Below are 23,315 nucleotides of genomic sequence, written 5' to 3'. Positions count from 1 at the left end.
CCTGAGTACCCGTCACTGCCTCCTCCACTTGAGGAGACACGCCAGTTGCTTATGGGGGAAACCCCCAAGACCTCACTGGCTCCCTGATGCCTTGTTTGCCCAATGACTAATGACTAATTCGTGATGGTGTGTGTGGTTGTGAAGAGGAATCATAAGTAAAATGCGTTTATATCCAGTATTGCTGACAGCAGTAGCAATTGCAGCGCCTTTGGGCGGCTCACCCAGTGCAAATGCACAAACCGCCAACAGTTCAAAACAGACAACAGAAGTTTTGACACTGGAAACTAATCAGCAGCTAGAAAAAGACACTGGTCAAACTCAATCTAATAACGAGCATCTAGAGTCTCGTGTTGTGGCAGTTTTCCCTGGTAAAAAAACAAAAGCGATTTCTGACGACAATCCCTACTCTTCGAGAACGGCTTCGCCGAACGGGTTCGGAGGTGACGCTCCTAACGTCGCTAACGCTGCGCTAACGCAATCGACGGAAACCGCCTTCTCTACGAGAGGCTTTGCCAACGCGCAGCGTCTCGTAAAGAAGACTGCGACCTCCTCACCGCTCCGCGTCTACGCCACACCAGAGATAATAGTGCCAACCTCCACAACAGCAACAACGGCACAAACCCCTCAAAGTAATACCAGTATTGCTCAACAGCCATCTCCTGCTCCAGACATTCCCCCTCCAGATATTCAACAACCAACGCCTTTGCCAACTCCTGAGACTACTCCAGTCCCAGAGAATGTTAATCCCCCTGCAACAGAACCTGTATTACCCACAACTCCTGAAGATACTCAACAGCCATCTTCCACTCCCGACATCCCACTTCCAGATAGTCAACAAAGAACACCAGCCCCCGCCCCAAGCACTACACCGCAAAATACACAACCTGGCACAGCGCCAACCCCAGGTACTACTCCTGAAAATACACAACCTCAAGCACCTCCAGAAGCCACCGATCCCCGCGTACTGGTCTCGGAAGTAGTCGTTAGATCCCAAACTGGGCAACTAGCACCAGAACTCGAAGAACAAGTTTACAGAGTCATTCGTACCCAACCAGGACGAACCACAACCCGCAGCCAACTGCAAGAAGATATTAATGCCATCTTTGGTACTGGCTTCTTTTCAAATGTTCAAGCAGCGCCAGAAGACACCCCCTTGGGAGTAAGAGTAAGCTTTGTCGTACAGCCAAACCCCGTTTTAAGTAAGGTACAAGTGGAAGCTAATCCTGGCACTGGTGTTCCCTCGGTACTACCACCTACCACTGTGGATGAAGTATTTCGCGAACAGTATGGTAAAATATTGAACCTGCGTGACTTGCAGGAAGGAATCAAGCAGTTAAACAAGCGGTATCAAGATCAAGGTTACGTACTAGCCAACGTCATTGGAGCGCCTCAAGTCTCTGAAAACGGAGTTGTTACCTTACAAGTAGCAGAAGGGGTAGTGGAAAACATCCGAGTCCGGTTCCGCAATAAAGATGGTCAGGAAACAGACGAAAAAGGACAGCCAATTCGAGGACGCACCCAAGAATACATCATTACACGGGAAGTCGAATTAAAGCCAGGACAGGTATTCAACCGCAATACAGTCCAAAGAGACTTACAGCGCGTGTATGGGCTAGGACTGTTTGAGGATGTGAATGTTTCCCTTGACCCTGGTACTGACCCCAGCAAGGTAGATGTAGTAGTGAATGTGGCTGAACGTAGCAGCGGTTCTATTGCGGCAGGGGCAGGGATTAGTTCTGCTAGCGGACTTTTTGGTACAGTCAGCTATCAACAGCAGAACCTGAATGGCAGAAACCAAAAATTGGGAGCAGAAGTACAGGTAGGAGAAAGAGAACTACTGTTTGACCTGCGGTTTACCGATCCCTGGATTGCTGGAGATCCTTACCGCACTTCTTACACAACTAATCTTTTTCGCCGCAGTTCCATTTCATTAATTTTTGATGGCCAAGATCAAGAGATTAGGACGTTTAATCCGGAAAATCCCACAGATACAGAAGCTCAAGATCGACCCCGTGTTGTCCGTCTAGGTGGTGGTGTCACTTTTACCCGTCCCCTATCCTCCAATCCTTACAAAAGTTCAGTGTGGACTGCTTCAGCCGGTTTACAGTATCAACGAGTTACCACTGAAGATGCTGATGGGAACGAAAGAAAAACAGGAGGGTTATTTGACGATAATGGTAATCGCATAAGTTCAGAAGAAGTTCCACTCAGCTTCTCTGGTACGGGTCAAGATGATTTATTACTGTTACAGCTAGGAGCACAGCGAGATCTTCGCAATAATCCCCTCCAACCCACTAGCGGTTCTTATCTCCGTTTTGGGATCGATCAGTCAGTACCTATAGGACAAGGTAATATTTTACTTACCAGATTACGTGGTAGCTACAGTCAATATTTCCCAGTACAATTAATTCGCCTCAGCAAAGGGGCACAAACCTTAGCATTTAACCTGCAAGCAGGAACTGTCCTTGGCGACTTGCCCCCCTACGAAGCCTTTACCATTGGCGGTAGCAACTCGGTTCGGGGTTACGAAGAAGGAGCATTAAGCAGTGGACGCAGTTATGTACAAGCATCAGTTGAGTATCGGTTTCCAGTTTTTTCAGTAGTTAGTGGCGCGCTATTTTTTGATATTGGTAGTGACTTGGGAACCACAACCAGACCGGCTGAAATACTTAACAAAAACGGCACTGGCTACGGTTATGGTGTCGGCGTTCGCGTCCAGTCTCCCTTGGGGCCAATTCGTATTGACTACGGTATCAATGATGATGGTGATAGCCGGATTAATTTCGGTATTGGCGAAAGGTTTTAATTTAGCCATTAGTCATCAGTCATTAGTCATTGGTGAATACAAACCACAACTGACAAATGACAATTCTCTTTCGAGATTAGCTTGCTAATTTTGACGTTTGCCTCAATACTGTTCCGATAAAGGGATTAATGACAATTTTGAGGGAATATCAGGGTTTTACCAAAACAGACTATGAACGATACTCAACGAAATATATTAATTTTTCGGATATGCAACAGCACACTCTAGCAGCCCCCATCGCCCAAACTGGAGTGGGACTGCATAGCGGTGTGACTACACAAGTGCGGATATTACCTGCTGAACACAGTAATGGACGCTACTTTGTTAGGGTAGATTTGCCTGATATGCCAATCATTCCAGCCCAAGTAGCAGCAGTGAATCACACTGTTCTTTCAACTCAATTGGGCAAGGGAGAGGTATACGTTCGTACAGTAGAACATTTGTTGGCAGCGCTTTCGAGTATGGGTGTAGATAATGCCCGCATTGAAATTGATGGGCCAGAAGTGCCACTTTTGGATGGTTCGGCAAAGGTCTGGACAGCTAACATTGCCCAAGTTGGTTTGGTATCACAAACGATTGATAATCGTGAACCCTTCGCTATTAAAGAACCAATATGGGTTTATCAAGAAGATGCCTTTGTATGTGCCCTCCCAGCCTCCGAAATCCGTTTTAGTTACGGTATAGATTTTGACCTGCCTGCCATTGGCAACCAATGGCATAGTTGGTCGCCAACGGCTGAACTAGGAGATGCTTCAGCTAGCTTTGCTGCGGAGATTGCTCCTGCTCGCACTTTTGGTTTACTGCATCAAATTGAACATTTACAAAAAACAGGGTTAATTAAAGGTGGTAGTTTGGATAATGCGCTAGTTTGTGGGCCCGAAGGGTGGTTAAATCCACCATTAAGATTTGCAAATGAGCCAGTCCGTCATAAAATCTTGGATTTAGTAGGAGATTTGAGTTTACTAGGAAATTTTCCTGTTGCTCATTTCTTAGCGTACAAAGCCAGCCACAATTTACACATTCAACTGGCTCAGAAAATTTTAGATTTGGGATTTTACGAAAAGTCAGAGCCTGGGCTAGCTTTTGGGTTCTCCGAAGGATTACCGGCGTAGACGCTCAAAGGACGGCTTGTCGTAAGACATCTGTTAGCGACGTAGGAGCGTCACTTTTTCAGACAGATTTCTGATTAAAGCTGAAAATCGCAGATTTATAAAGGTTTCAATGTACGCCTACTTAATTACCAGATAACAATAAACTACACGGCTAATGTCAATCCTTACCGAAGTGAATAGCAGCGATCGCACTACACCTGTATCTACCGAACAACAGGGCACAAATGAGACTACAATCACATCTGAGATTAAAACAACTTTCACATCTGAAGAAATTCAGCAACTGTTACCCCACCGTTACCCATTTTTACTTATAGACAAAATCATTGACTACACCCCAGGTAAAAAAGCTGTTGGCATTAAAAATGTCACAGTTAACGAACCCTGTTTCCAAGGTCATTTTCCCGGACGACCACTGATGCCAGGAGTGCTAATTGTCGAAGCAATGGCACAAGTCGGAGGCATTGTCTTAACTCAAATGTCTCAGGTTGAAGGTGGACTGTTCGTTTTCGCTGGTATCGATAAAGTTCGCTTTCGTCGGCAAGTCGTACCGGGAGATCAACTAGTAATGACAGTGGAACTGTTATGGGTAAAACAACGTCGTTTCGGTAAAATGCAAGGTATTGCCGAAGTTGACGGTCAACTCGCTTGTGAAGGCGAATTGATGTTTTCTTTAGTTAACTAAAAGTTTGCTTTCGTGGTGTGGGCACAGCCGTGAACTGCCCTACTGAATCCTGACAAGGATAACAGTTAAAAAAAAAATCCACAACAGCATCTTATAATTTCTTGATTTTTGCCTCCCTCTCTAACGAGACGCTACGCGAACACACTCAACTTGCTTGCCCGACACTTTCGTTCACTGAAACACTCACGCTCAGCAACGCCAGTCGCCTCAATGGAACAGCAGTCGCTACAACTCTGTAATTAGAGCAAGGCACTACCTGATAAACCCCCGTTCGCGCTGGCTTATTAAGACAGTTCTGGAGATTCACCCTTGAAAACGCTTATTCATCCAACTGCTGTAGTTCATCCCAAATCGGAACTCCACCATACAGTGCAAGTCGGTGCCTATGCTGTGATTGGAGCGCATGTCAAAGTCGGCCCTGAAACAATTATTGGCGCTCATGTAGTGCTTGAGGGGCCTTGTGAAATTGGGGCGGGAAATCAAATTTTTACCGGAGCAGCCATCGGTATGGAACCCCAGGATCTCAAGTTCGTGGGAGAACCAACCTGGGTCAAAATTGGTGATAACAACTTGATTCGCGAGTATGTGACCATTAACCGCGCCACTGGTGCCGGTGAAGCGACAGTGATTGGTGATGGCAATCTGCTCATGGCTTATGTCCATGTGGCTCATAACTGTGTCATTGAAGACCAAGTAGTGATTGCCAACTCTGTGGCGTTGGCGGGTCATGTGCATATAGAGTCACGTGCAAGGCTGAGTGGGGTTTTAGGCGTCCATCAGTTTGTGCATATTGGCAGACAAGCAATGGTCGGTGGTATGGCACGTATTGACAGAGATGTAGCTCCATATATGCTGGTGGAGGGAAATCCGGCACGAGTGCGAACCCTCAACCTTGTAGGACTCAAGCGGTCTGGCATGGACGCAGCAGATTTACAAATGCTCAAAAAAGCCTTCCGCATTCTCTACCGCTCTGATTTATCCTTTAAGGATGCCTTGGAACAGCTGGAATTGTTAGGGGATACTGAAGAGTTGCAGCATTTGAGGCGCTTTTTACTACTTTCTCAGATGCCGGGAAGACGTGGGTTGATTCCTGGAAAGGCAAAAAAAGGCGCAAGTGATGAATCGTGAGTTAGAAGTTAGGAGTTAGGAGTTATCAGTTAGGAGTTATGAGTTGATAAATGAATTTTTTCTCTGCTAACTCCTCACTCTGAACTTTTAACTCCTCACTTTATAATTCTTCACTCTGAACTTCTAACTCCTCACTTTTAAAACTTGAATTATCAAATGCGGATATTTATCAGCACTGGCGAAGTATCTGGCGATTTGCAAGGGTCGCTGCTAATTACAGCACTCAAGCGTCAAGCTGTGGCGATGGGGTTGGAATTGGAGATTTTGGCCCTGGGCGGCGAAAAAATGCAGGAGTCTGGAGCAACTCTATTGGGCAATACTAGTAGTATTGGCTCAATGGGTATTCTGGAGGGGCTACCTTATGTTTTGCCTACTCTTCAGGTGCAACGACGAGCCATCGCTTACCTAAAACAAAATCCACCAGACTTGGTAGTGCTGATTGACTACATGAGTCCAAATTTGGGGATCGGCACTTTCATGCAACAAAATTTACCACATGTGCCTGTGGTATACTACATTGCTCCCCAAGAATGGGCTTGGTCATTGAATTTGCGTAGAACTAACCGAATTGTCGGTTTCACAGACAAACTATTAGCAATTTTTCCAGAAGAAGCCCGTTACTATCGTCAGCAGGGAGCAGAGGTGAGTTGGGTGGGGCATCCTTTAGTTGACCGGATGCAAGATGCCCCTAGCCGGGAAGCGGCGCGTGCAACATTGGGGATTGCGCCAGAACAAATCGCGATCGCTCTACTCCCTGCCTCTCGCCGCCAAGAATTAAAATATCTTTTACCAATCATTTTTGAAGCTGCCCAAACTATTCAAGCTAAATTACCCGAAGTTCATTTTTGGATACCCCTATCCCTGGAAATGTACAGACAGCCAATTGAGAAGGCAATTAAGCGTTACGGTTTGCGGGCTAAAGTTCTATCAGGTCAACAAAAGGAAGTTTTTGCTGCTGCTGATTTAGCCATTAGCAAATCTGGTACCGTCAACTTAGAACTTGCTTTGTTAAACGTGCCGCAAGTTGTAGTTTATCGGCTAAATGCTATGACTGCTTGGATAGCTCGTAAATTCCTCGAAGGTTCCATAACATTTGCATCGCCACCTAATTTGGTAGCGATGAAGGCAATTGTGCCAGAATTTTTACAAGAGGAAGCTACCCCAGAGAATATTATCCAAGCAGCTATGGAATTACTAATCAATCCAATCCGCAGGCAGCAAACTTTGGCAGATTATCAAGAAATGCAGCGGAATTTGGGAGAAATTGGCGTGTGCGATCGGGCTGCTCAAGAAATTTTGGGAATGTTAGAGGGAGTGGGAAAAGACGCGATTAATCGCGTCTGTACAGAGTAGGGAGTGGGGAAGATGAGGGAGATGAGGGAATGAGGGATAAAAAATTAATAACCAATGCCCCATGCCCAATGCCCAACGCCCATAAAAAAATGAAAGAGCAGCCAAAAAGGCCAATAGTAATAGATTTGTTTGCTGGTGCAGGTGGGCTAAGTTTAGGATTTGAACAAGCTGGTTTTGATGTGAAAGCTGCTGTTGAAATCGATCCAGTTCATGCAGTCGTTCATAAGTTTAATTTCCCCGATTGCATTGTATTACCTTGTTCCATAACTGAATTATCAGGTAAAGAAATTCGAGAAAGAACTGGAATTAATGACCGAAATATCGAAACTATTATTTCTGGTTCCCCCTGTCAAGGTTACTCATATATAGGCCGCAGAGCATTAGACGATCCCAGAAATTTTTTAATCAAAGACTTTATCAGAATTGTTTTAGAATTACAACCTTCTTATTTTGTTTTTGAAAATGTTAAAGGTTTGACAGTTGGGAAACATAAATGTTTTCTATCCGAACTAATTGAAACTTTCAGCGAAAATGGCTATCAAATCCGTTTACCGTGGAAAGTTTTGAATGCTGCTGATTATGGAGTACCACAAAGGCGAGAAAGATTATTTCTCATTGGTGCAAAGAAAGGTTTTGTCTTACCTGAGTATCCTACCCCATCTAGTAAACCAATTTGTGAAACTTTAGCCAATCCTATACTACCTCCTACTCCTTCTTGTTGGGATGCCCTTGGAGATTTACCAGAAGCAGAAGAATTTGAGGAGTTATTATACAGTGATTCTGTAGAAACGGAAAAATGGAGTAATCCCAGCAACTATGCGCGGGAAATGAGATGTTTAGATGATAAGTGTTGGCATTTTGGCTATAGGAGAAATTGGAATCGTTTTGTTTTGACTTCTAGTATGAGAACTAATCATTCGCAGATTTCACGCGCTAGATTTCAAGTTACAGAACAGGGGAAAAAAGAACCTATTTCTCAGTTCTTCAAACTTGCAGAAAATGGTATAGCTAACACTTTAAGAGCAGGAACTGATGCTGCTCATGGCGCCCATACTTCTCCAAGACCTATTCATTATAGTCAGCCTCGCTGCATTACGGTACGGGAAATGGCGCGATTACATGGGTTTCCCGATTGGTTTCGTTTTCATATTACTAAATGGCATGGTGCAAGGCAGGTAGGTAATGCAGTTCCGCCACCATTAGCAAGAGCGATCGCTAAAGAAATTATCAAATCTTTGGGAATTACTCCGACTACTCCTGAAGATATTTGGGATTTGGGAGATGCCAAACTTTTATCAATGAATATGAAACAAGCTGCAAATTATTGGGAGGTGACTAGAGATAAATTATTTGAGCGATCGCTGAGTCTACTCTAACAGTAATTTTTACTGTTCTCTGGCATTCTTAATTAAGAAAAGCAATTTGAAAAATGAATGTTACAGATAAAGTATTTAAAGCCATGAACACTAAAACTTTGACAACGCAACATCTCAATTTTCAAAGTAGTAAAATTTATTGAATGATTTTTTCTAGATACTGAGCAATCATTTGTTGTTCGCCACCACGGGAAATAACAGTTTGTCGGGTGCGATATTTCTTACCAATCATTTTTAATTCTTCTTCAAAAAGAGCGCCATTTTCTTCTGTCCACAAGTATATTGTTTTAGGATCTCGGAAGTAGTATTCAGCTACGACTAACTTAGGAACAGGAAAATTGCGGCCAAAATACATAGTTGTTCCTAAACTACCTAATACTGTCCAACGCTTAGAACCTTGGTCTCCTGTTTCTGAATCTACTGTGTTCCATTCAACATAGGAACCACAAGTCAGTTGGGCACTCTCATCTAATTCATGCAGTTTTGCTAGGTCGATTAATTCAGGTGTCCCTTGCTCTAGAAAACGCATAGTTACTGTTTTTGTTATTTCCCTAATTTTGCCATTTGGTAGTGCATAGTACCGTCGCTGAGAACACCACTCACCATTAGATTCTTGCAGAAAGTTTTTAATTAATGATTCTTGTTCTTGAGATGCTATCCCCTTGTTGTTTTGATTCATCACTAAGATTGTATTTATTTTATATCGGGAACTTATTCTTAATAGAAATATCCTCAAAAAATTGAGTATTATTTAAAGCAGTATTTACTAGAATAGAAACCTATTCTTAATAGGAAACTAGGTGAACCAGTATTTGCTCAACTAATACTTAATTTAATGTTATAATAACTACTAATTTATAAATAAGTAACCGGATTAATACTTAAACAAGATTTTAGAAACTTAAAAATATTAATGTTTTATTTTACACTTAAAGTGTTTTTTATTACATAAATTTAGTATCGGACTGTTGTAATATCGCCATTTACCTAAAAACAGCTGTAGTAAAAAAATTTGAAGCTTGATGAAAATTTTTGTTCTACATAGCCTATAATCTCATAATTACGGTATCTAACTAGAAATACCGTAGATTTAGGGGTGAATTCCGATGAGTGAGCCGCAACAACAGAAAGCAGTAGGTAGATACTTAACTCAAGCAATGCAGATTTATCGCCACAAAGCTTTGAAAGTTATGGAATTTTGGTATCAACGCCGAATTAGAAATTGGTTGAATGGACGTACTATCCAAAGTTTCGTGAGTTTATTGCTTATAGGTGCTGTTTTGAGTGTGTTAGTTGCCTCCTGTTCGGGAAGCAGTTCAGCTACAAAGGCTGATGTAAAGCTGAGGTTGGTTTCCTTTTCTGTTACTAAAGCAGCTCATGACCAAATAATTCCTAAATTTGTGGAAAAGTGGAAGCAAGAACACAACCAAAACGTCATATTTGAACAAAGTTATGGGGGTTCTGGCGCTCAAACTGCTGCTGTCATTGAAGGTTCACAAGAAGCAGATATTGTACATTTAGCACTTCCTTGGGATGTAAGCAAAATTCAGAAAGCAGGTTTAATTAAACCAGGTTGGGAAATCAAATCTCCTAGAAATGGTATCGTTAGCAGATCGGTTGCTACTATTGTCACCCGCGAAGGTAATCCAAAAGGCATTTATACTTGGCAAGACTTAGCAAAAAATGGGGTGATATTGATTGCGGCTAACCCGAAAACCTCTGGTATTGCTATTTGGGAATTCTTAGCTTTGTGGGGTTCAGTAACTCAAGCTGGAGGTGACGAAACAACAGCATTAGATTATGTCACCAAAGTTTATAAAAACACTCCTGGGCTAACAAAAGATGCTCGTGAGGCTAGCGATTTATTTTTCCAAAAAGGTCAAGGAGATGTTTTAATTACCTATGAAAATGAAGTAATCTTAGCAGAAAAGACTGGATCAAAACTGCCTTATGTAGTACCAAAAATCAATATTTCTATTGATAATCCTGTTGCCTTAGTTGATAAAAACGTCGATCTGCACGGGACAAGAAAAGTTGCACAAGCATTTGTTGATTATCTTTACTCAGCAGAAGCTCAACGAGAGTTTGCTAAATTACAATATCGTCCTGTTAATCCCACTGTTGCCCAAGAAGTATTATCTGAATATCCGCAAGTAGATACATTATTCACGTCTCAAGATTTAGGCGGCTGGGATAATATCGAGAAAAAGTTTTTTGTAGATGGGGCAATTTTTGACAAGGCTATTGCTGGCAAAAAAGCATAAGTCTTAGTTTTTAGTGCAGTATTTTCTAGATGCAAGTAGATACAAACTATTAAGACCTTAACTAAGAATTTATGAGCTTTCGTCCAAAATTAAAAGATAGTTTTTTACTAGCTTCTATAATGCTTATTGCTGGTAGTATCAGTGCTTGTAACAGCGGGCAAGAATTAAAAAGTCAAGTAAGTATTGATGGTGCAGCTGTAGGTTTTCCTATTTCTTTAGCAGTTGCAGAAGAATACGGCAAAAGCAAACCTGAAGCTAAAGTTAGTGTGGCTTCAAGTGGTACTGGTGGTGGCTTTAGTAAATTTTGTAATGGTGACATTGATATAGCTGGTGCTTCTCGTACCATTAGAGATGAAGAAATCAATAAATGTAAAAGTAAGAATATCGACTTTGTTGAGTTGCCTATAGCTTTAGATGGCATTGCCGTGATTGCCAATCGTAAAAATAGCTTTGCCAAATGTCTAACTATTAAGGAATTAGACAAGATTTGGAGTGCTAAATCAGACGGCAAAATCTTGAGTTGGAATCAAGTAAATCCCAAATTTCCTAATGAAAAACTTAAGCTATATGCTCCAGCTTCTGATACTGGAACATTCGATTATATGACTCAAGCTGTTACTGGCAAAGCTAAGAACGGTCGTACAGACTACACTCCCAGTCACAATCAAAATTTACTAGTACAAGGTGTGTCAGGAGATGAATTTTCATTAGGCTATGTAGGTATATCTTATTACATCCAAAACCAAGAAAAACTTAAATTAGTTGGTGTTGAAAGTCCTTTAGGAAAATGCCAAAAACCAGTTCCTGTGGATAATGTAATCAAAAATATTTACACACCTTTGTCTCGGCCTCTGTTTATCTACGTGAGTAAAAAATCTTTAGATACTAAACCAGCAGTTAAAGAATTTGTAGATTTTTATCTAGATAATTCTTGGAAATGGGTAGATAGCGTTGGTTATGTTGCGCTACCTGATGAAGCTTATGTCAGAGTCAAACAAAAATTCGGTAGAGGTGAAACTGGGACAAAATTTAAAAAAGCAAAACCAGGTGAACCGATTACAAACTTTATTTAAATAAAGTCCTAGTAGTCTGTTAACTCAATGATAGTGGGTGAAGATAGAGAATAGTGAGTAAAGAAAGAGTTTTTTCTGTTTCTGTCATTTATCCCCGGCTACAAGTTATTAAAATAAAAAATTAACTGTTTATGGCAAATACAAACTTTCAAGAAGATCCTTATTTATTATCTAGACAGTCGCTGGAAAAAAAGGCATCTGAAGATATTTCAGAAAAGATTGTGGCGGTACTTTTATTTGCTTGTGCTTTAGTTTCAGTTTTGACTACCTTTGGCATTGTCATAATTATATTTCAAGAAACATTTGGCTTTTTCCAAGAAGTTTCCTTTGCCCAATTTTTTCTCGATACTAAGTGGACACCGCTATTTGCAGAGAGACATTTTGGCGTTTGGCCTTTGATTAATGGTACTTTCTTAACTACTGCGATCGCTATGGCAGTGGCTATTCCTTTAGGCTTATCTTCCGCCATTTATTTGAGTGAATATGCTCAACCCAAAGTAGCTGCAATTTTACGTCCGGCAGTGGAACTTTTAGCAGGAGTTCCAACAGTAGTATATGGATATTTTGCACTATTATTTGTCACGCCATTACTGCGTAATTTTATCCCTCTGGAAATTTTTAACGCCTTGAGTGCAGGGTTAATGATGGGGATAATGATTACTCCCACAGTTGGTTCCATTAGCTTAGATGCTATTAAAGCAGTTCCACGTTCTTTGCGGGAAGGAGCTTACGCCATAGGTATTACTAAACTAGAAACTATTTTTAAAGTAGTCCTCCCAGCAGCACTTTCCGGAATTATTGCCTCAATTATTTTGGGAATTTCTCGTGCTGTGGGTGAAACAATGACTGTTCTCATTGCCGCCGGACTACAGCCAAAACTGACTCTTAATTTTGCAGAATCCATAGAAACTATGACAGCTTACATGGCACAAATTTCTGGTGGAGATAGTCCGCGTGGCAGTCTCAATTTCAAGACATTATATGCTGTAGGCGCTGTTTTGTTTGTCATCACCCTAACTTTAAATATTGTTAGTTATTGGATTGCTAATCGCTTTAAAGAAAAATACGAGTAATAGGCATGACTAGAAGTTTTCAACAAAATGATTCATGGGATTCAACAACAGAATTTACTGATAATGTCGAGAAGAGAGAAACGTTAGGAAAAGTATTTGAATTCCTTTTTTTATTAGGTTTACTAATTGGTTTATTTATCCTAGCATTGCTACTTTTTGATATTCTCCGAGATGGATTAGGCAGATTTTTATCACCTGGTTTTCTCACAGAAACGCCTTCTCGTTTCCCTGACCAAGGTGGCATTCGTCCTGCTATTATTAGCAGTATTCTTCTCGGAGTTGTTGTTATTTTAGTAACTGTACCCATTGGTGTTGGAGCAGCTTTATATCTGGAAGAATACGCACCTAAAGTTTGGTGGACAGCAATTATTGAAATTAACATCAGCAATCTAGCAGGTGTACCTTCTATCGTTTACGGATTGCTGGGTTTAGGAGTTTTTAATTATTTGCTTAGGTTTGGCCCCGCTTTGATTTCTGGCGCATTGACTTTATCTTTATTGTCTTTACCAGTAATCATTGTGACGGCTAGAGAAGCAATTCGCGCTGTGCCAGATTCCTTGCGAAACGCTTCTTATGGATTAGGTGTCACCAAATGGCGAACTATTAGCAGTCATGTCATACCCTATGCAATTCCTGGTATTTTGACCGGAGTGATTATTTCTGTATCCCGTGCTATCGGTGATGCAGCGTCTTTAATTGTTGTAGGTGCTGTGGGTTTTCTCACCTTTGACCCTGGTTTGTTCCAAAGGTTTATGGCGTTACCCATTCAAATTTACAGTTATATCACTCGTCCGGAACCGGGTTTTGCTGATGCAGCAGCAGCCACAATTATTGCGTTGTTATTGTTGATTTTGACTTTAAATGGTGTGGCAATTTATATCCGACAACGCTTCTCAACGCGTTAAGGAATTGGTAAGAATTCAGAAGTAATAAACATAATTGAATAGATAATTAGCTGGTTTGTCTGTAAATTCGGAGATAAATAAAATGACACATAGTAATAGTAAAAGTCAACGAGATAGGGCCACATTAGAGCAAACAAATACAGTATTTAATGCTGAAGGTGTAAAAGTATATTACGGTGGATTTCTGGCACTTTTAGATGTTTATTTAAAAATTCCAGAAAAACAAATAATTGCTTTTATTGGGCCTTCAGGATGTGGTAAAAGTACTTTACTACGTTGCTTCAATCGGATGAATGATTTAATCCCCGGAGCGAAGGTAGAAGGTAGATTGAATTACCGCGATCGCAATATTTATGACCCCAATATCAATTCTGTAAAACTACGCCGTCAAGTGGGAATGGTTTTTCAAAGACCGAATCCTTTCCCCAAGTCAATATACGAAAATATTGCCTTTGGCCCGCGCTCTAACGGTTATAAAGGTAATATTGACGAATTAGTAGAAGATTCCCTCAGACGCGCAGCCATTTGGGATGAAGTCAAAGACAAACTCAAAGAAAAAGGTACTGCACTATCTGGCGGACAACAGCAACGGCTTTGTATTGCCAGAGCGATCGCTATGAAGCCAGATGTATTATTAATGGATGAACCATGCTCTGCTCTTGACCCGATTTCTAGCCGTCAAGTAGAAGAATTGTGCTTAGAACTCAAGCAACAATACACCATCGTCATGGTGACTCATAACATGCAGCAAGCTTCTAGAGTTGCAGATTTCACCGCTTTCTTCAATACTGAAATTGACGAGTATGGCAAACGTCGCGGAAAATTAGTCGAGTTCAGTCCAACAGCGCAAATGTTCAGTTCTCCTCAAACCAAAGAAGCTGAAGACTATATCAGTGGACGTTTCGGTTAAAGGGTAAAGGAAAAGGGCGAGGGAAAATTGAAAAGATTTCCTATCCTCAATTACCCCGTCCTTCTGTTGTGCTTCTTTAATAATTCTGGAAAATATGCTGAGGCTTGGTAGTACTTAACTAAAGTAAAATTTTAGTCAAGTATTTATACTGTGTATTATGTTGAAGCCCCTATCATTTGCTGTAATTGCAGTTAGCCTTCTCACGGCATCCATTCATAACCCCCCTGTTAGCTTGGCTGGAACATGTGCCTCTAAGTGTGGTTCGCGGCCAATTCAGTTTACTCCCGGACAACACATCCGAGTTGAAGTCATAAATAGCACACCCAATTTAATTAAAATCCAAAAACCTTCCGGGACTGACGCAATATCTTTGAGTCCGGGACAGAAATTAAATTTAGAAGGAATAGAGGGTACTGAGCCAAACACATCTCTGATATTTTGGAGCGAAACAGGTTTATCACTACAAGCAATTGTCTCAAAACCCAACTTTGGTACATTGCGGCTCGAACTCCGTCCGACTTGGCGTCTCGAAAGCGATCGCTCGTTGTATATTATGGACGATGGTAGGATAAACGTGTTTTAGGAGTTGGGAGTTAGAAGTTAGGAGTTAGGAGTTAGGAGTTGGGAGTTGGGAGTTATGAAACAGCTTTCAATTTCGCAGTGATAACTAAAGTTGAGAAAAAAATCTACTAAAGTAAAAATTCTTGGAAGAAGTGTACAAAATTTGGACATTGCGCCCAAGCTCGTGTTTTGGTAAAAGTGATTCAGGCGTAGGCGTAGCCCAACCCAGGCATCGCTATTATCAAAATGGAAACTCCTAATTTTTAATTGTGCCAGACCGACCTTTAACTGAATCCTTAAAACAAATCAGATCCCTACCCAATCAGCGTTGGCAAATTTATCCACAGCAAACTCAGCTAGCTCAAAAGCTAGCTGAACAGACAAATCTTTCACCCATCATCAGCCAGCTGTTAATTAATCGCGGTATTGAGACACCAAAAGCAGCACAAGAATTTTTAGAACCAGAGTCTTTAGTGTTGCCTTCGCCTTTAGAAGAATTTCCAGATTTGGCCATTAGTATAGAGTTATTGGAAAATGCGATCGCCTCTCAAACAAAAATCGCTATTTGTGGCGACTACGATGCTGATGGTATGACTAGCACTGCTTTACTTTTGCGTAGCCTACGGACTTTAGGCGCACAAGTAGATTATGCTATTCCCAGTCGGATGCACGAAGGTTACGGTATTAATAAACGTATAGTTGAAGAATTTCATACTGAAGGAGTAGGATTAATTCTCACTGTAGATAATGGCATCTCTGCATTTGAACCAGTAGCTAGAGCTAGAGAACTCGGTCTTGCAGTTATTATCACAGACCACCACGACATCCCCCAAAAACTACCACCAGCCAATGCCATCCTCAACCCCAAACTCATAGCCGAATCCTCACCTTATCGGGGTGTTGCTGGTGTTGGTGTCGCCTATATTTTGGCAGTGTCTCTAGCACAACAGCTAGGAGAGACTAAAGGTTTAATTAGACCGATGTTAGCGCTATTTACACTGGGCACGATCGCAGATTTAGCTCCCTTAACTGGTGTCAATCGTCGCTGGGTGAAACGCGGTTTACAGCATCTACCCAAATCCAACTTAGCTGGAGTCCAAGCGTTAATTCAAGTAGCTGGAGTCCAAGCGAGGGGAGATGAGCCAGCAGACGAGAAAACTCCCAATCCAAAATCCAAAATCCAAAATTCAAAATCCCTGAAGCCTGAAGATATCGGATTTCGCCTGGGGCCGCGAATTAATGCTATTGGTCGAATTGGTAATCCGCAGACTGTGATTGAACTGCTAACTACAGATGATATGGGGCTGGCACTGGAAAGAGCAATGCAGTGCGAACAAATAAATATCAGTCGCCAGCAGATGTGCGAACAAATTGAGCAAGAAGCGATCGCTGTTGTAGAGACGTTACATGTAACGTCTCTACAGCAAGACCGTGTATTAGTCGTTGTCCAACCAAATTGGCATCACGGCGTTATCGGTATCGTCGCCTCCCGCTTGGTAGAACGCTATGGCGTCCCTGTGTTCATTGGTACCTATGAAGATGAGCAACACATACGCGGTTCCGCACGAGGAATTCCAGAGTTTGATGTGTTTGCAGCTTTGGAATATTGTCACGACTTACTAGGCAAGTATGGCGGACACAAAGCAGCCGGTGGATTTTCCCTAGCAGCAGAAAATTTACAGACGTTGCGATCGCGTTTGATTGAGTTTGCCAATGGATGTCTTGAACCCCAACATCTCAAGCCTCTGCTGAAAATTGATGCCGAAATTAGCCTCAATCAAATCAATCACGAGCTTTATCAACAGCTTAACGCCTTGCATCCTTGCGGTATCGACAATCCCGATCCCGTCTTTTGGACACCTAATGTGAAAGTGATTGAACAGCAAATTGTTGGTAAGGGTCACATTAAACTAACAATTGCCCAAACTATTGATGGTCAACAGTATAGAATTAAAGCGATCGCTTGGCGTTGGCGCGATTACTTCCATCTACCATCGTGGTTGGATGTTGCTTATAAACTGCGAGAAAATAACTTTAACGGTAACACCACCATCGAGCTAGAGTTAGTAGGTGCCAGATTACCAATTCAGGTTCAAGAATTTTTTGTTTCGCCACCTACTTCTTCGAGCACCACTTTTGAATACAATCAGCGAAAGTATACTTGTGGTTTCTATAAAAATGGTTTGGCAGCAGAATTAAGAATTAAAAATCCTGAAGGCAAAGTCTTAGCTATGCAACCAGGACAGTTAAACGGCTTGCTTGGCACTAATCGTCAAGATGCCAAACAAGTTGATATTTCTCAACCACAGTATGACAGTATTATCCAGGCAGCCCTGCAAGCATTATCACTACCTAGTGCTGAGTTATGAGTTCTGAGTTGCAAATTCCCAAATTTTCTTTTACTCAGCAACGCCACTTGACGGCAGTTACTCATGGGGGAAACCCCCAAGACGGCACTGCCTCCTCCAGTTGGGGAGACTCCTGCGTACCCGTCAGTGGTTCCTCAGCACTCAGCACTCAGGACTCTTAAAGGTTACCGTTGCGAAATGCCAGCACAAATATTACCGCCGGCCCAGCAATCACAATTAGCGCTACAGATAGTAATTGGAAAATAACTTCCCAATTGATGCTGCTAAGAGCATTAAATAAATCAGACACAGCGTCAAACATTTTTTCTTTTCTCCTGCTAACTGTTTATAAAAGCCAATAACTTAGTTAGGAAACCCGCAATCGATCATATCTGGCTACGGGCTATAGAATTTAATTTACTTAACAAAATTATAAGAAAAAACATAAAATGTGATGGATTGGTTCTGGGGACTGGGGAATAAAGAATAAGATCCAAAATACTTCTAGTACCCAGTACCCAATGCCCAATTCTCATAGCTATTCTCAATAGCCTAAAATACAGAGGTTCAATACTATAGCTGTGCTACCCTACAAGGTGTTGTATCCAAACTAGAATCGTTATAATACCCAGTCCCCAATCCCCAATCCCAAATGGCAACTTGGCAATGTGTTAAGCAATGTGGAGCCTGCTGTCATCTAGATCCAGCAGAGCGTCCAGATTTGGATGACTATCTCTCACCGACAGAACTAGAACTTTACCTCAGTATGGTAGGTGAAGGAGGATGGTGCATTAATTTTGACCATACAACGCGAGAGTGCTGCATCTATCCAAATCGTCCGCGCTTTTGCCGCGTGGAGTCAGAAGTATTTCAAGATATGTATGGCGTTGAAGCAGAAGAACTCAATGACTTTGCCATTGACTGCTGTCGTCAACAAATAGAAGGAGTGTATGGCGATCGCAGTTTAGAAATACTAAGATTTGAGCGAGCTGTTGGCTTTTGATCTGCCGATTTTAGATTATTTCGGTTACTCACAAAATGCCTGGTAGAGACGTTGCATTGCAACGTCTCTAAATCTGTTGGAATCCCGAAAAATCCTGGGGTCTGGGTTTTGATGTGGGATGCTACACCAGCACAAATAGAAATCTATTTGCGAGTCAGTATCCTCGCGATCGATCCAAAATCGATTGACACTCCATCCTCACTTTTTTTGTCTGGAGTTGCAATTTATTACAAAAATCTGAGAATATGATAGAAATATGAAAACAACCTAGCAAGAAAACTATTGCCTGTGAAACTAGACTCTGCACCTTTAGAAATTTCTGGCATATCTCCATCTGAGATCGAGCTAGAACTGAAAGACAGTAATGATTTTAACTTAACTTCTGCTCAGTGCCTGCCAGTTGAGTCTGTAGTTGCGGATAGTCCTCGAAAGCAGGAATCAGCGCTAGTAGTTTTTGGTACAACATTCATAACTATCTTTTTAGCAGAAATTGGAGATAAGACTCAGTTATCAACCCTGTTAATGAGTGCACAATCTCATTCACCGTGGGTAGTATTTATTGGATCTGCGGCTGCGCTCATAACTACCAGCTTATTGGGTGTACTTTTAGGTTGTTGGATAGCCAGCCGACTCAGCCCAAAAACCGTAGAAAAATCAGCAGGTGTAATGTTGTTGTTGATTTCTCTAATGCTATTTTGGGATGTATTTATTGGTTATTAATTATTGGGAATGGGGCATGGAAAGAGGACAAGGGGACTTCGGAGGAAAGACTTATTGTAATTTATCCCCTTGTCTCCCCATCCCCCCATCTCCCCATCCCCTTGCTCTCTGTGGCCACCTACTCCCCCCTTAAAAATATGGATTGGCATCTTCTTGGACTGAGCTTTATTACAGTTTTTTTATCAGAATTAGGTGACAAAAGTCAGCTAGCAGCGATCGCACTTACTGGTCGTTGTCAATCTCCACGTGCTGTATTTTTTGGCACCGCAGCAGCGCTAATATTAACAAGCTTTTTGGGAGCATTAGCGGGAGGAGCAGTGGCAGAATTATTACCCGCACGCTTGATGAAAGCGATCGCTGCTGTGGGATTTGCTATCCTTGCTGCACGTCTACTGTTATTTAACAATGAAGCAGCATCTGATTCTGAACAAACACCTTGAAGAATTCAGGAGCCGCAATTATTCTTCGTAGGACATTCAAACCCATCACAATAGAAGCACCAAATTATAGATTTGACGGCGGCTTAAACCTATTGATTGATTCGCAAATTCTGAGGTCGCAAGGTTTTAAATCAAATTATCCAGTGAGAGTGAAATTGATATTAAATATTGAATTCTGAATTCTGAGTTGTGAATTCTGAGTTCTGAATTCTGACTCCTGAATCCTTCTTTACAAAGGTTCCCAACCAGTTCCTTTGTAGCCGTATTGAAAAATTTCTGGATGTAAGATTTCTGCCAAAATTTCTAAAGAATCTACCAGTCGCGGCCCTGGACGATTGAAGTAAGAATTGCCATCAGTAATATAGACTCTACCAGTTTTGGTAGCGTGTAGTTGCTGCCATTCAGGAAGTTGAGTTAACAGTTGGGCTTCTTGGCGGGTGCGGTTTAAATCAAAACCGCAAGGCATAAAAACAATTACATCAGGATTACTTGCTATTAGTGTTTCCCACGGTAAATGGGGAGAAGGTTGACCTGCGACACTAAACAGGGATTGCCCTCCAGACAAGTTGACTAATTCTGGAATCCAATTTGCTGCTACCATCAAGGGATCAGTCCACTCGATGCAAGCGACGGTGGGCAGCTCATTTAAATCAAGTCCTTGGATTCTTTGCTGACAAATTTTGACGCGAGCCTCTAAATTTTCTATGACTTTTACTGAGTCTACACCGAAAATATTGCCTACTCGTTCAATGTCGGCACAAATATCTTGGAGAATATTAGGTTGTAAAGAAATAATCTGGGGTTGACTTTCAACGAGCGTAGCAACTGCTTTTTCGACTTCGTGTAAGCTAACAGCACAGACATCACACTGGTCTTGAGTGAGAATGTGAGTAGGTTGCAACTGCTCTAAAACATCTGTTTTTATTTGATAGATACTGAGAGCGGATTGCAGCAAACTGTTTACCTCATCGTGAATTTGGCTGCTGGAGGCATCGGAGTTTAGACGCGCTTGGGTACAAATGGGGCGATTTTGGATTTCTGGGGGATAATCGCATTCGTGCGATCGCCCCACAATAGCATTAACCAATCCTAATGCCGCTAAAATCTCTGTTCCGCCGGGAATTAAGGAAACAATTCTTACATTACTATCTATCATCGCTCCACCTTTGCAACAGCTACCATTAACTTAATTCTCGCAAAATTCAAGTCATTACATATCTTTCTGTAGGGGAATTCAAAGATATTCTGCTAGTCTGGACAAACTAAGAATCCAAAGCTCACGAGCGGTATCACTTGGTATCAAGGTAGCAATTATGGTAATTAAGTAAGTCAGCACAATAAAACAAAACTATATGAAGAAAATTAAACACGTCTCAAACTCTTTCCCCTCCTGTTACCTGGCTTATGCCAACAATAATTATTTAGGCCCACTGGCTTAAGTGATGTAATGATTACATTGGCTGTGCAAGCCAACTTTTTAAAATACTATACTACTTGATAGCTAAATGATTTTAAATGCCAATTATGATTCGTTGGGGTAAATAAACTGGTATAAATATGCAGAACTGATTGGCAAATTATAATTTGGAACTCGTCATTCCAAAATCAGAAAATTTGATTAAAACAAATATAGTTTCCGGTTATGAAAAACCCTATGGAGTAATTGTAGTTATACAAAGACGGTTCTATATTTTCCGTAGAACCGCTAGGCAAAATTATTTCTTCTTGAGGACAACTCATGCAAGTGGTCGCTGCTAGAAATATCACAGAGCATAACCAAGCCCAAGGGGGTTTACAAATCAGAGAAGATAGTCGGCGAAAACAAAGCCAGACCTTGGTACAACTGGCAAGGAGCAAAACATTTCAGCAAGGTAATCTCAATGCGGCCATTAGGGAAATCACAGAAACTGCTGCTCGCACGCTCTCTGTCGAGCGAGTCGGGGTGTGGTTATATAATGAAGAACGCTCAAAAATGGAATGCATCGATTTATACGATGTCAATACTAAGGAACATAGCTTTGGTAGTTCACTTTTCAAAATAAATTATCCCGCTTATTTTCATGCTTTAGAACAGGAACGTAGCATTGCTGTAGATGATGCTAGAAACGATACCAGAACCCAAGAATTATCAGAGTCTTATCTTTCTGTTTTTGGTATCACGTCTCTGCTGGATGCACCAATTTGGCTAGAAGGATCTTTAATAGGCGTAGTCTGTCACGAACACGTAGGCGAAGGTCGTCAATGGACTTTAGAGGAAGAAACTTTTGCCGGCTCAATTGCAGATTTCGTGACCTTGGCTATGGAAGTAAACCAGCGAAATGCTGCACAAGAAGCACTAAGACAGAGCGAGGCGAAATTTCGGGCAATTTTTGAGCGTTCTTCTATCGGCATTGCACTTATAGATATGAAAGCGCAGATAGTCGATACTAATGTGGCGCTGTGCGAGATTTTAGGATATCGCCGAGAAGAGTTATACGGAAAACGCTTTACAAATTACGTTTGCACGCAAAAAGGCGATTTAGAAATTTACAAACAATTGGTGTCGCAAATTCGGACGGATTTAGGAAAAACTTCAAAGGTTGAAGTAAAAGAACAACCCGCAGATAGACATCGTATTGAAATGGAAAGACGCTGCCCACATCAAGATGGTAGCTTAGTTTGGACTCATATCTCTGTTTCTGTGATTCCAGACAGCAATGGCCAACCTGAGTTTTTTCTAGCGATGATTGAGGACATTACTGAACGCAAGCAAACAGAACTCAAACTACGTGCTTCCCAAGAAGCAGCAGAAGCAGCTAGTCGAGCAAAAAGTGAATTTTTAGCAACCATGAGCCACGAGCTGCGAACGCCTCTGAATGCGATCATGGGCTTATCGCAATTGCTACAACAAGAAATAGTTGGCTCTCTCAATGAAAAACAGAAGGAATACATCAATTGTATATACACTAGTGGCGAACAATTACTGGCAGTGATTAACGATATTCTGGACTTATCTAAAGTGGAAGCAGGTAAAGAAGAATTGTTGCTTTTACCGTTGCCAGTGTCAGAGATTTGTAACTATGCCATATCAACAGTGCGCGATGGGGCCTTGGAAAAGGGTTTGCAACTCACATGTGAAATCGATCCCGAAGCAGATACTTGCATTGCTGATGAACGGCGGATTAAACAAATGCTACTTAATTTGCTCACCAATGCTGTTAAATTTACCGCAGCAGGCGAGATATCGTTGGTAGTCAAAAAACTACCGCAAGGTATGAAATTTATCGTTTCAGATACTGGAATTGGGATTGACTCAAGCCAGTTTCAATTTTTATTTCAACCATTTAAACAGCTTGATGGGAAGCTAAATCGGCAGTATGAAGGCACGGGTTTGGGTTTAGCTTTGACACGCAAATTAGCGCGTTTACACGGTGGAGATGTAACTGTTACATCCACTTTAGGAGAAGGTAGCTGTAACGACCTGCAATACTAATCGCTCAAACCTGCAATCAAGACATTTACAAACCAGGATTATTTGCAACTATAATTACGCTTCAGCCAGGATTAATTGCAACTGAA

At 41.6% G+C, this 23,315-nt stretch carries 21 protein-coding genes; 18 read left to right on the top strand and 3 right to left on the bottom strand.

The window, feature by feature from the left end:
- The first annotated feature begins 160 nt into the window (after positions 1-160).
- The 6 genes from H6H03_RS34235 (at position 161) to H6H03_RS34210 (ending at position 8,460) form a co-directional block, all read left to right on the top strand.
- Entirely contained in the window at positions 161-2,806 is a 2,646-nt protein-coding gene (locus tag H6H03_RS34235; protein ID WP_190959470.1) for a BamA/TamA family outer membrane protein, read from the top strand.
- Between the two features lie 209 nt (positions 2,807-3,015).
- Positions 3,016-3,918 carry a UDP-3-O-acyl-N-acetylglucosamine deacetylase gene (lpxC, locus tag H6H03_RS34230; protein WP_190959480.1) on the top strand — a complete coding sequence of 301 codons (903 nt, stop codon included), beginning with the start codon at positions 3,016-3,018 and terminating at the stop codon, positions 3,916-3,918.
- A 154-nt stretch (positions 3,919-4,072) separates the two neighbouring features.
- Complete coding sequence (gene fabZ / locus H6H03_RS34225) at positions 4,073-4,603, top strand: 3-hydroxyacyl-ACP dehydratase FabZ (RefSeq protein ID WP_190959469.1); 531 nt, start codon at positions 4,073-4,075, stop codon at positions 4,601-4,603.
- Between the two features lie 309 nt (positions 4,604-4,912).
- A complete protein-coding gene (gene lpxA / locus H6H03_RS34220; RefSeq protein WP_190959468.1) occupies positions 4,913-5,731 on the top strand; it encodes an acyl-ACP--UDP-N-acetylglucosamine O-acyltransferase in 819 nt (272 codons plus the stop codon).
- A 156-nt stretch (positions 5,732-5,887) separates the two neighbouring features.
- Entirely contained in the window at positions 5,888-7,084 is a 1,197-nt protein-coding gene (lpxB, locus tag H6H03_RS34215; RefSeq protein ID WP_190959467.1) for a lipid-A-disaccharide synthase, read from the top strand.
- An 89-nt stretch (positions 7,085-7,173) separates the two neighbouring features.
- Positions 7,174-8,460 carry a DNA cytosine methyltransferase gene (locus H6H03_RS34210; protein WP_190959479.1) on the top strand — a complete coding sequence of 429 codons (1,287 nt, stop codon included), beginning with the start codon at positions 7,174-7,176 and terminating at the stop codon, positions 8,458-8,460.
- A gap of 136 nt (positions 8,461-8,596) precedes the next feature.
- Here H6H03_RS34210 and H6H03_RS34205 read toward each other — a convergent pair whose 3' ends face one another.
- Positions 8,597-9,139 (bottom strand): phycobiliprotein lyase, encoded by a 543-nt coding sequence (locus tag H6H03_RS34205; RefSeq protein ID WP_190959466.1) that lies wholly within the window; start codon positions 9,137-9,139, stop codon positions 8,597-8,599.
- 427 nt (positions 9,140-9,566) lie between these two features.
- Here H6H03_RS34205 and H6H03_RS34200 point away from each other — a divergent pair, with 427 nt between their 5' ends.
- The 8 genes from H6H03_RS34200 to H6H03_RS34165 all read left to right on the top strand — a co-directional run bounded on the left by H6H03_RS34200 (position 9,567) and on the right by H6H03_RS34165 (position 17,776).
- Positions 9,567-10,724, top strand: a complete 1,158-nt coding sequence (locus H6H03_RS34200; protein WP_190959465.1) for a sulfate ABC transporter substrate-binding protein — start codon at positions 9,567-9,569, stop codon at positions 10,722-10,724.
- 71 nt (positions 10,725-10,795) lie between these two features.
- Positions 10,796-11,797: a PstS family phosphate ABC transporter substrate-binding protein gene (locus H6H03_RS34195; protein ID WP_190959464.1), complete on the top strand. Its 1,002-nt coding sequence runs from the start codon at positions 10,796-10,798 to the stop codon at positions 11,795-11,797.
- Positions 11,798-11,928: 131 nt separating this feature from the next.
- Positions 11,929-12,870, top strand: coding sequence for a phosphate ABC transporter permease subunit PstC (pstC, locus tag H6H03_RS34190; RefSeq protein WP_190959463.1), 942 nt, complete (start codon positions 11,929-11,931; stop codon positions 12,868-12,870).
- A gap of 5 nt (positions 12,871-12,875) precedes the next feature.
- Complete coding sequence (gene pstA / locus H6H03_RS34185) at positions 12,876-13,775, top strand: phosphate ABC transporter permease PstA (RefSeq protein WP_190959462.1); 900 nt, start codon at positions 12,876-12,878, stop codon at positions 13,773-13,775.
- Positions 13,776-13,857: 82 nt separating this feature from the next.
- Positions 13,858-14,685 carry a phosphate ABC transporter ATP-binding protein PstB gene (gene pstB, locus H6H03_RS34180; RefSeq protein WP_190959461.1) on the top strand — a complete coding sequence of 276 codons (828 nt, stop codon included), beginning with the start codon at positions 13,858-13,860 and terminating at the stop codon, positions 14,683-14,685.
- Between the two features lie 157 nt (positions 14,686-14,842).
- Positions 14,843-15,268 (top strand): hypothetical protein, encoded by a 426-nt coding sequence (locus H6H03_RS34175; RefSeq protein WP_190959460.1) that lies wholly within the window; start codon positions 14,843-14,845, stop codon positions 15,266-15,268.
- A 247-nt stretch (positions 15,269-15,515) separates the two neighbouring features.
- The gene (locus H6H03_RS34170) at positions 15,516-17,615 is read left to right on the top strand and encodes a single-stranded-DNA-specific exonuclease RecJ (RefSeq protein ID WP_190959459.1); all 2,100 of its coding nucleotides are present in this window, start codon (positions 15,516-15,518) and stop codon (positions 17,613-17,615) included.
- A complete protein-coding gene (locus H6H03_RS34165) occupies positions 17,612-17,776 on the top strand; it encodes a hypothetical protein (protein WP_190959458.1) in 165 nt (54 codons plus the stop codon). The genes H6H03_RS34170 and H6H03_RS34165 overlap by 4 nt, the downstream gene beginning before the upstream one ends.
- On the opposite strand, the gene psb30 is transcribed toward H6H03_RS34165, so the two are convergent.
- Positions 17,773-17,916 carry a photosystem II reaction center protein Ycf12/Psb30 gene (gene psb30, locus H6H03_RS34160; RefSeq protein WP_190959457.1) on the bottom strand — a complete coding sequence of 48 codons (144 nt, stop codon included), beginning with the start codon at positions 17,914-17,916 and terminating at the stop codon, positions 17,773-17,775. The genes H6H03_RS34165 and psb30 overlap by 4 nt on opposite strands.
- Positions 17,917-18,246: 330 nt before the next feature.
- Between psb30 and H6H03_RS34155 the strand changes: the two genes are divergently transcribed.
- From H6H03_RS34155 to H6H03_RS34145, 3 genes are all read left to right on the top strand, one after another.
- Positions 18,247-18,597, top strand: coding sequence for a YkgJ family cysteine cluster protein (locus H6H03_RS34155; RefSeq protein ID WP_190959456.1), 351 nt, complete (start codon positions 18,247-18,249; stop codon positions 18,595-18,597).
- A gap of 288 nt (positions 18,598-18,885) precedes the next feature.
- Entirely contained in the window at positions 18,886-19,317 is a 432-nt protein-coding gene (locus H6H03_RS34150; protein WP_190959455.1) for a TMEM165/GDT1 family protein, read from the top strand.
- Between the two features lie 137 nt (positions 19,318-19,454).
- Positions 19,455-19,757, top strand: a complete 303-nt coding sequence (locus H6H03_RS34145; RefSeq protein ID WP_190959454.1) for a TMEM165/GDT1 family protein — start codon at positions 19,455-19,457, stop codon at positions 19,755-19,757.
- A gap of 229 nt (positions 19,758-19,986) precedes the next feature.
- On the opposite strand, the gene H6H03_RS34140 is transcribed toward H6H03_RS34145, so the two are convergent.
- Positions 19,987-20,913, bottom strand: coding sequence for a cobalamin-binding protein (locus tag H6H03_RS34140; protein ID WP_190959453.1), 927 nt, complete (start codon positions 20,911-20,913; stop codon positions 19,987-19,989).
- 582 nt (positions 20,914-21,495) lie between these two features.
- On the opposite strand from H6H03_RS34140, the gene H6H03_RS34135 reads away from it, so the two are divergent.
- Entirely contained in the window at positions 21,496-23,229 is a 1,734-nt protein-coding gene (locus H6H03_RS34135; RefSeq protein ID WP_190959452.1) for a sensor histidine kinase, read from the top strand.
- The last annotated feature ends 86 nt before the right edge of the window (positions 23,230-23,315 follow it).

The organism is Nostoc paludosum FACHB-159, assembly GCF_014698835.1.
Lineage (GTDB): Bacteria > Cyanobacteriota > Cyanobacteriia > Cyanobacteriales > Nostocaceae > Nostoc > Nostoc paludosum.
The sequence above is the reverse complement of the archived record's forward strand: the minus strand, read 5'-3'. Positions and strand labels throughout refer to the sequence as shown.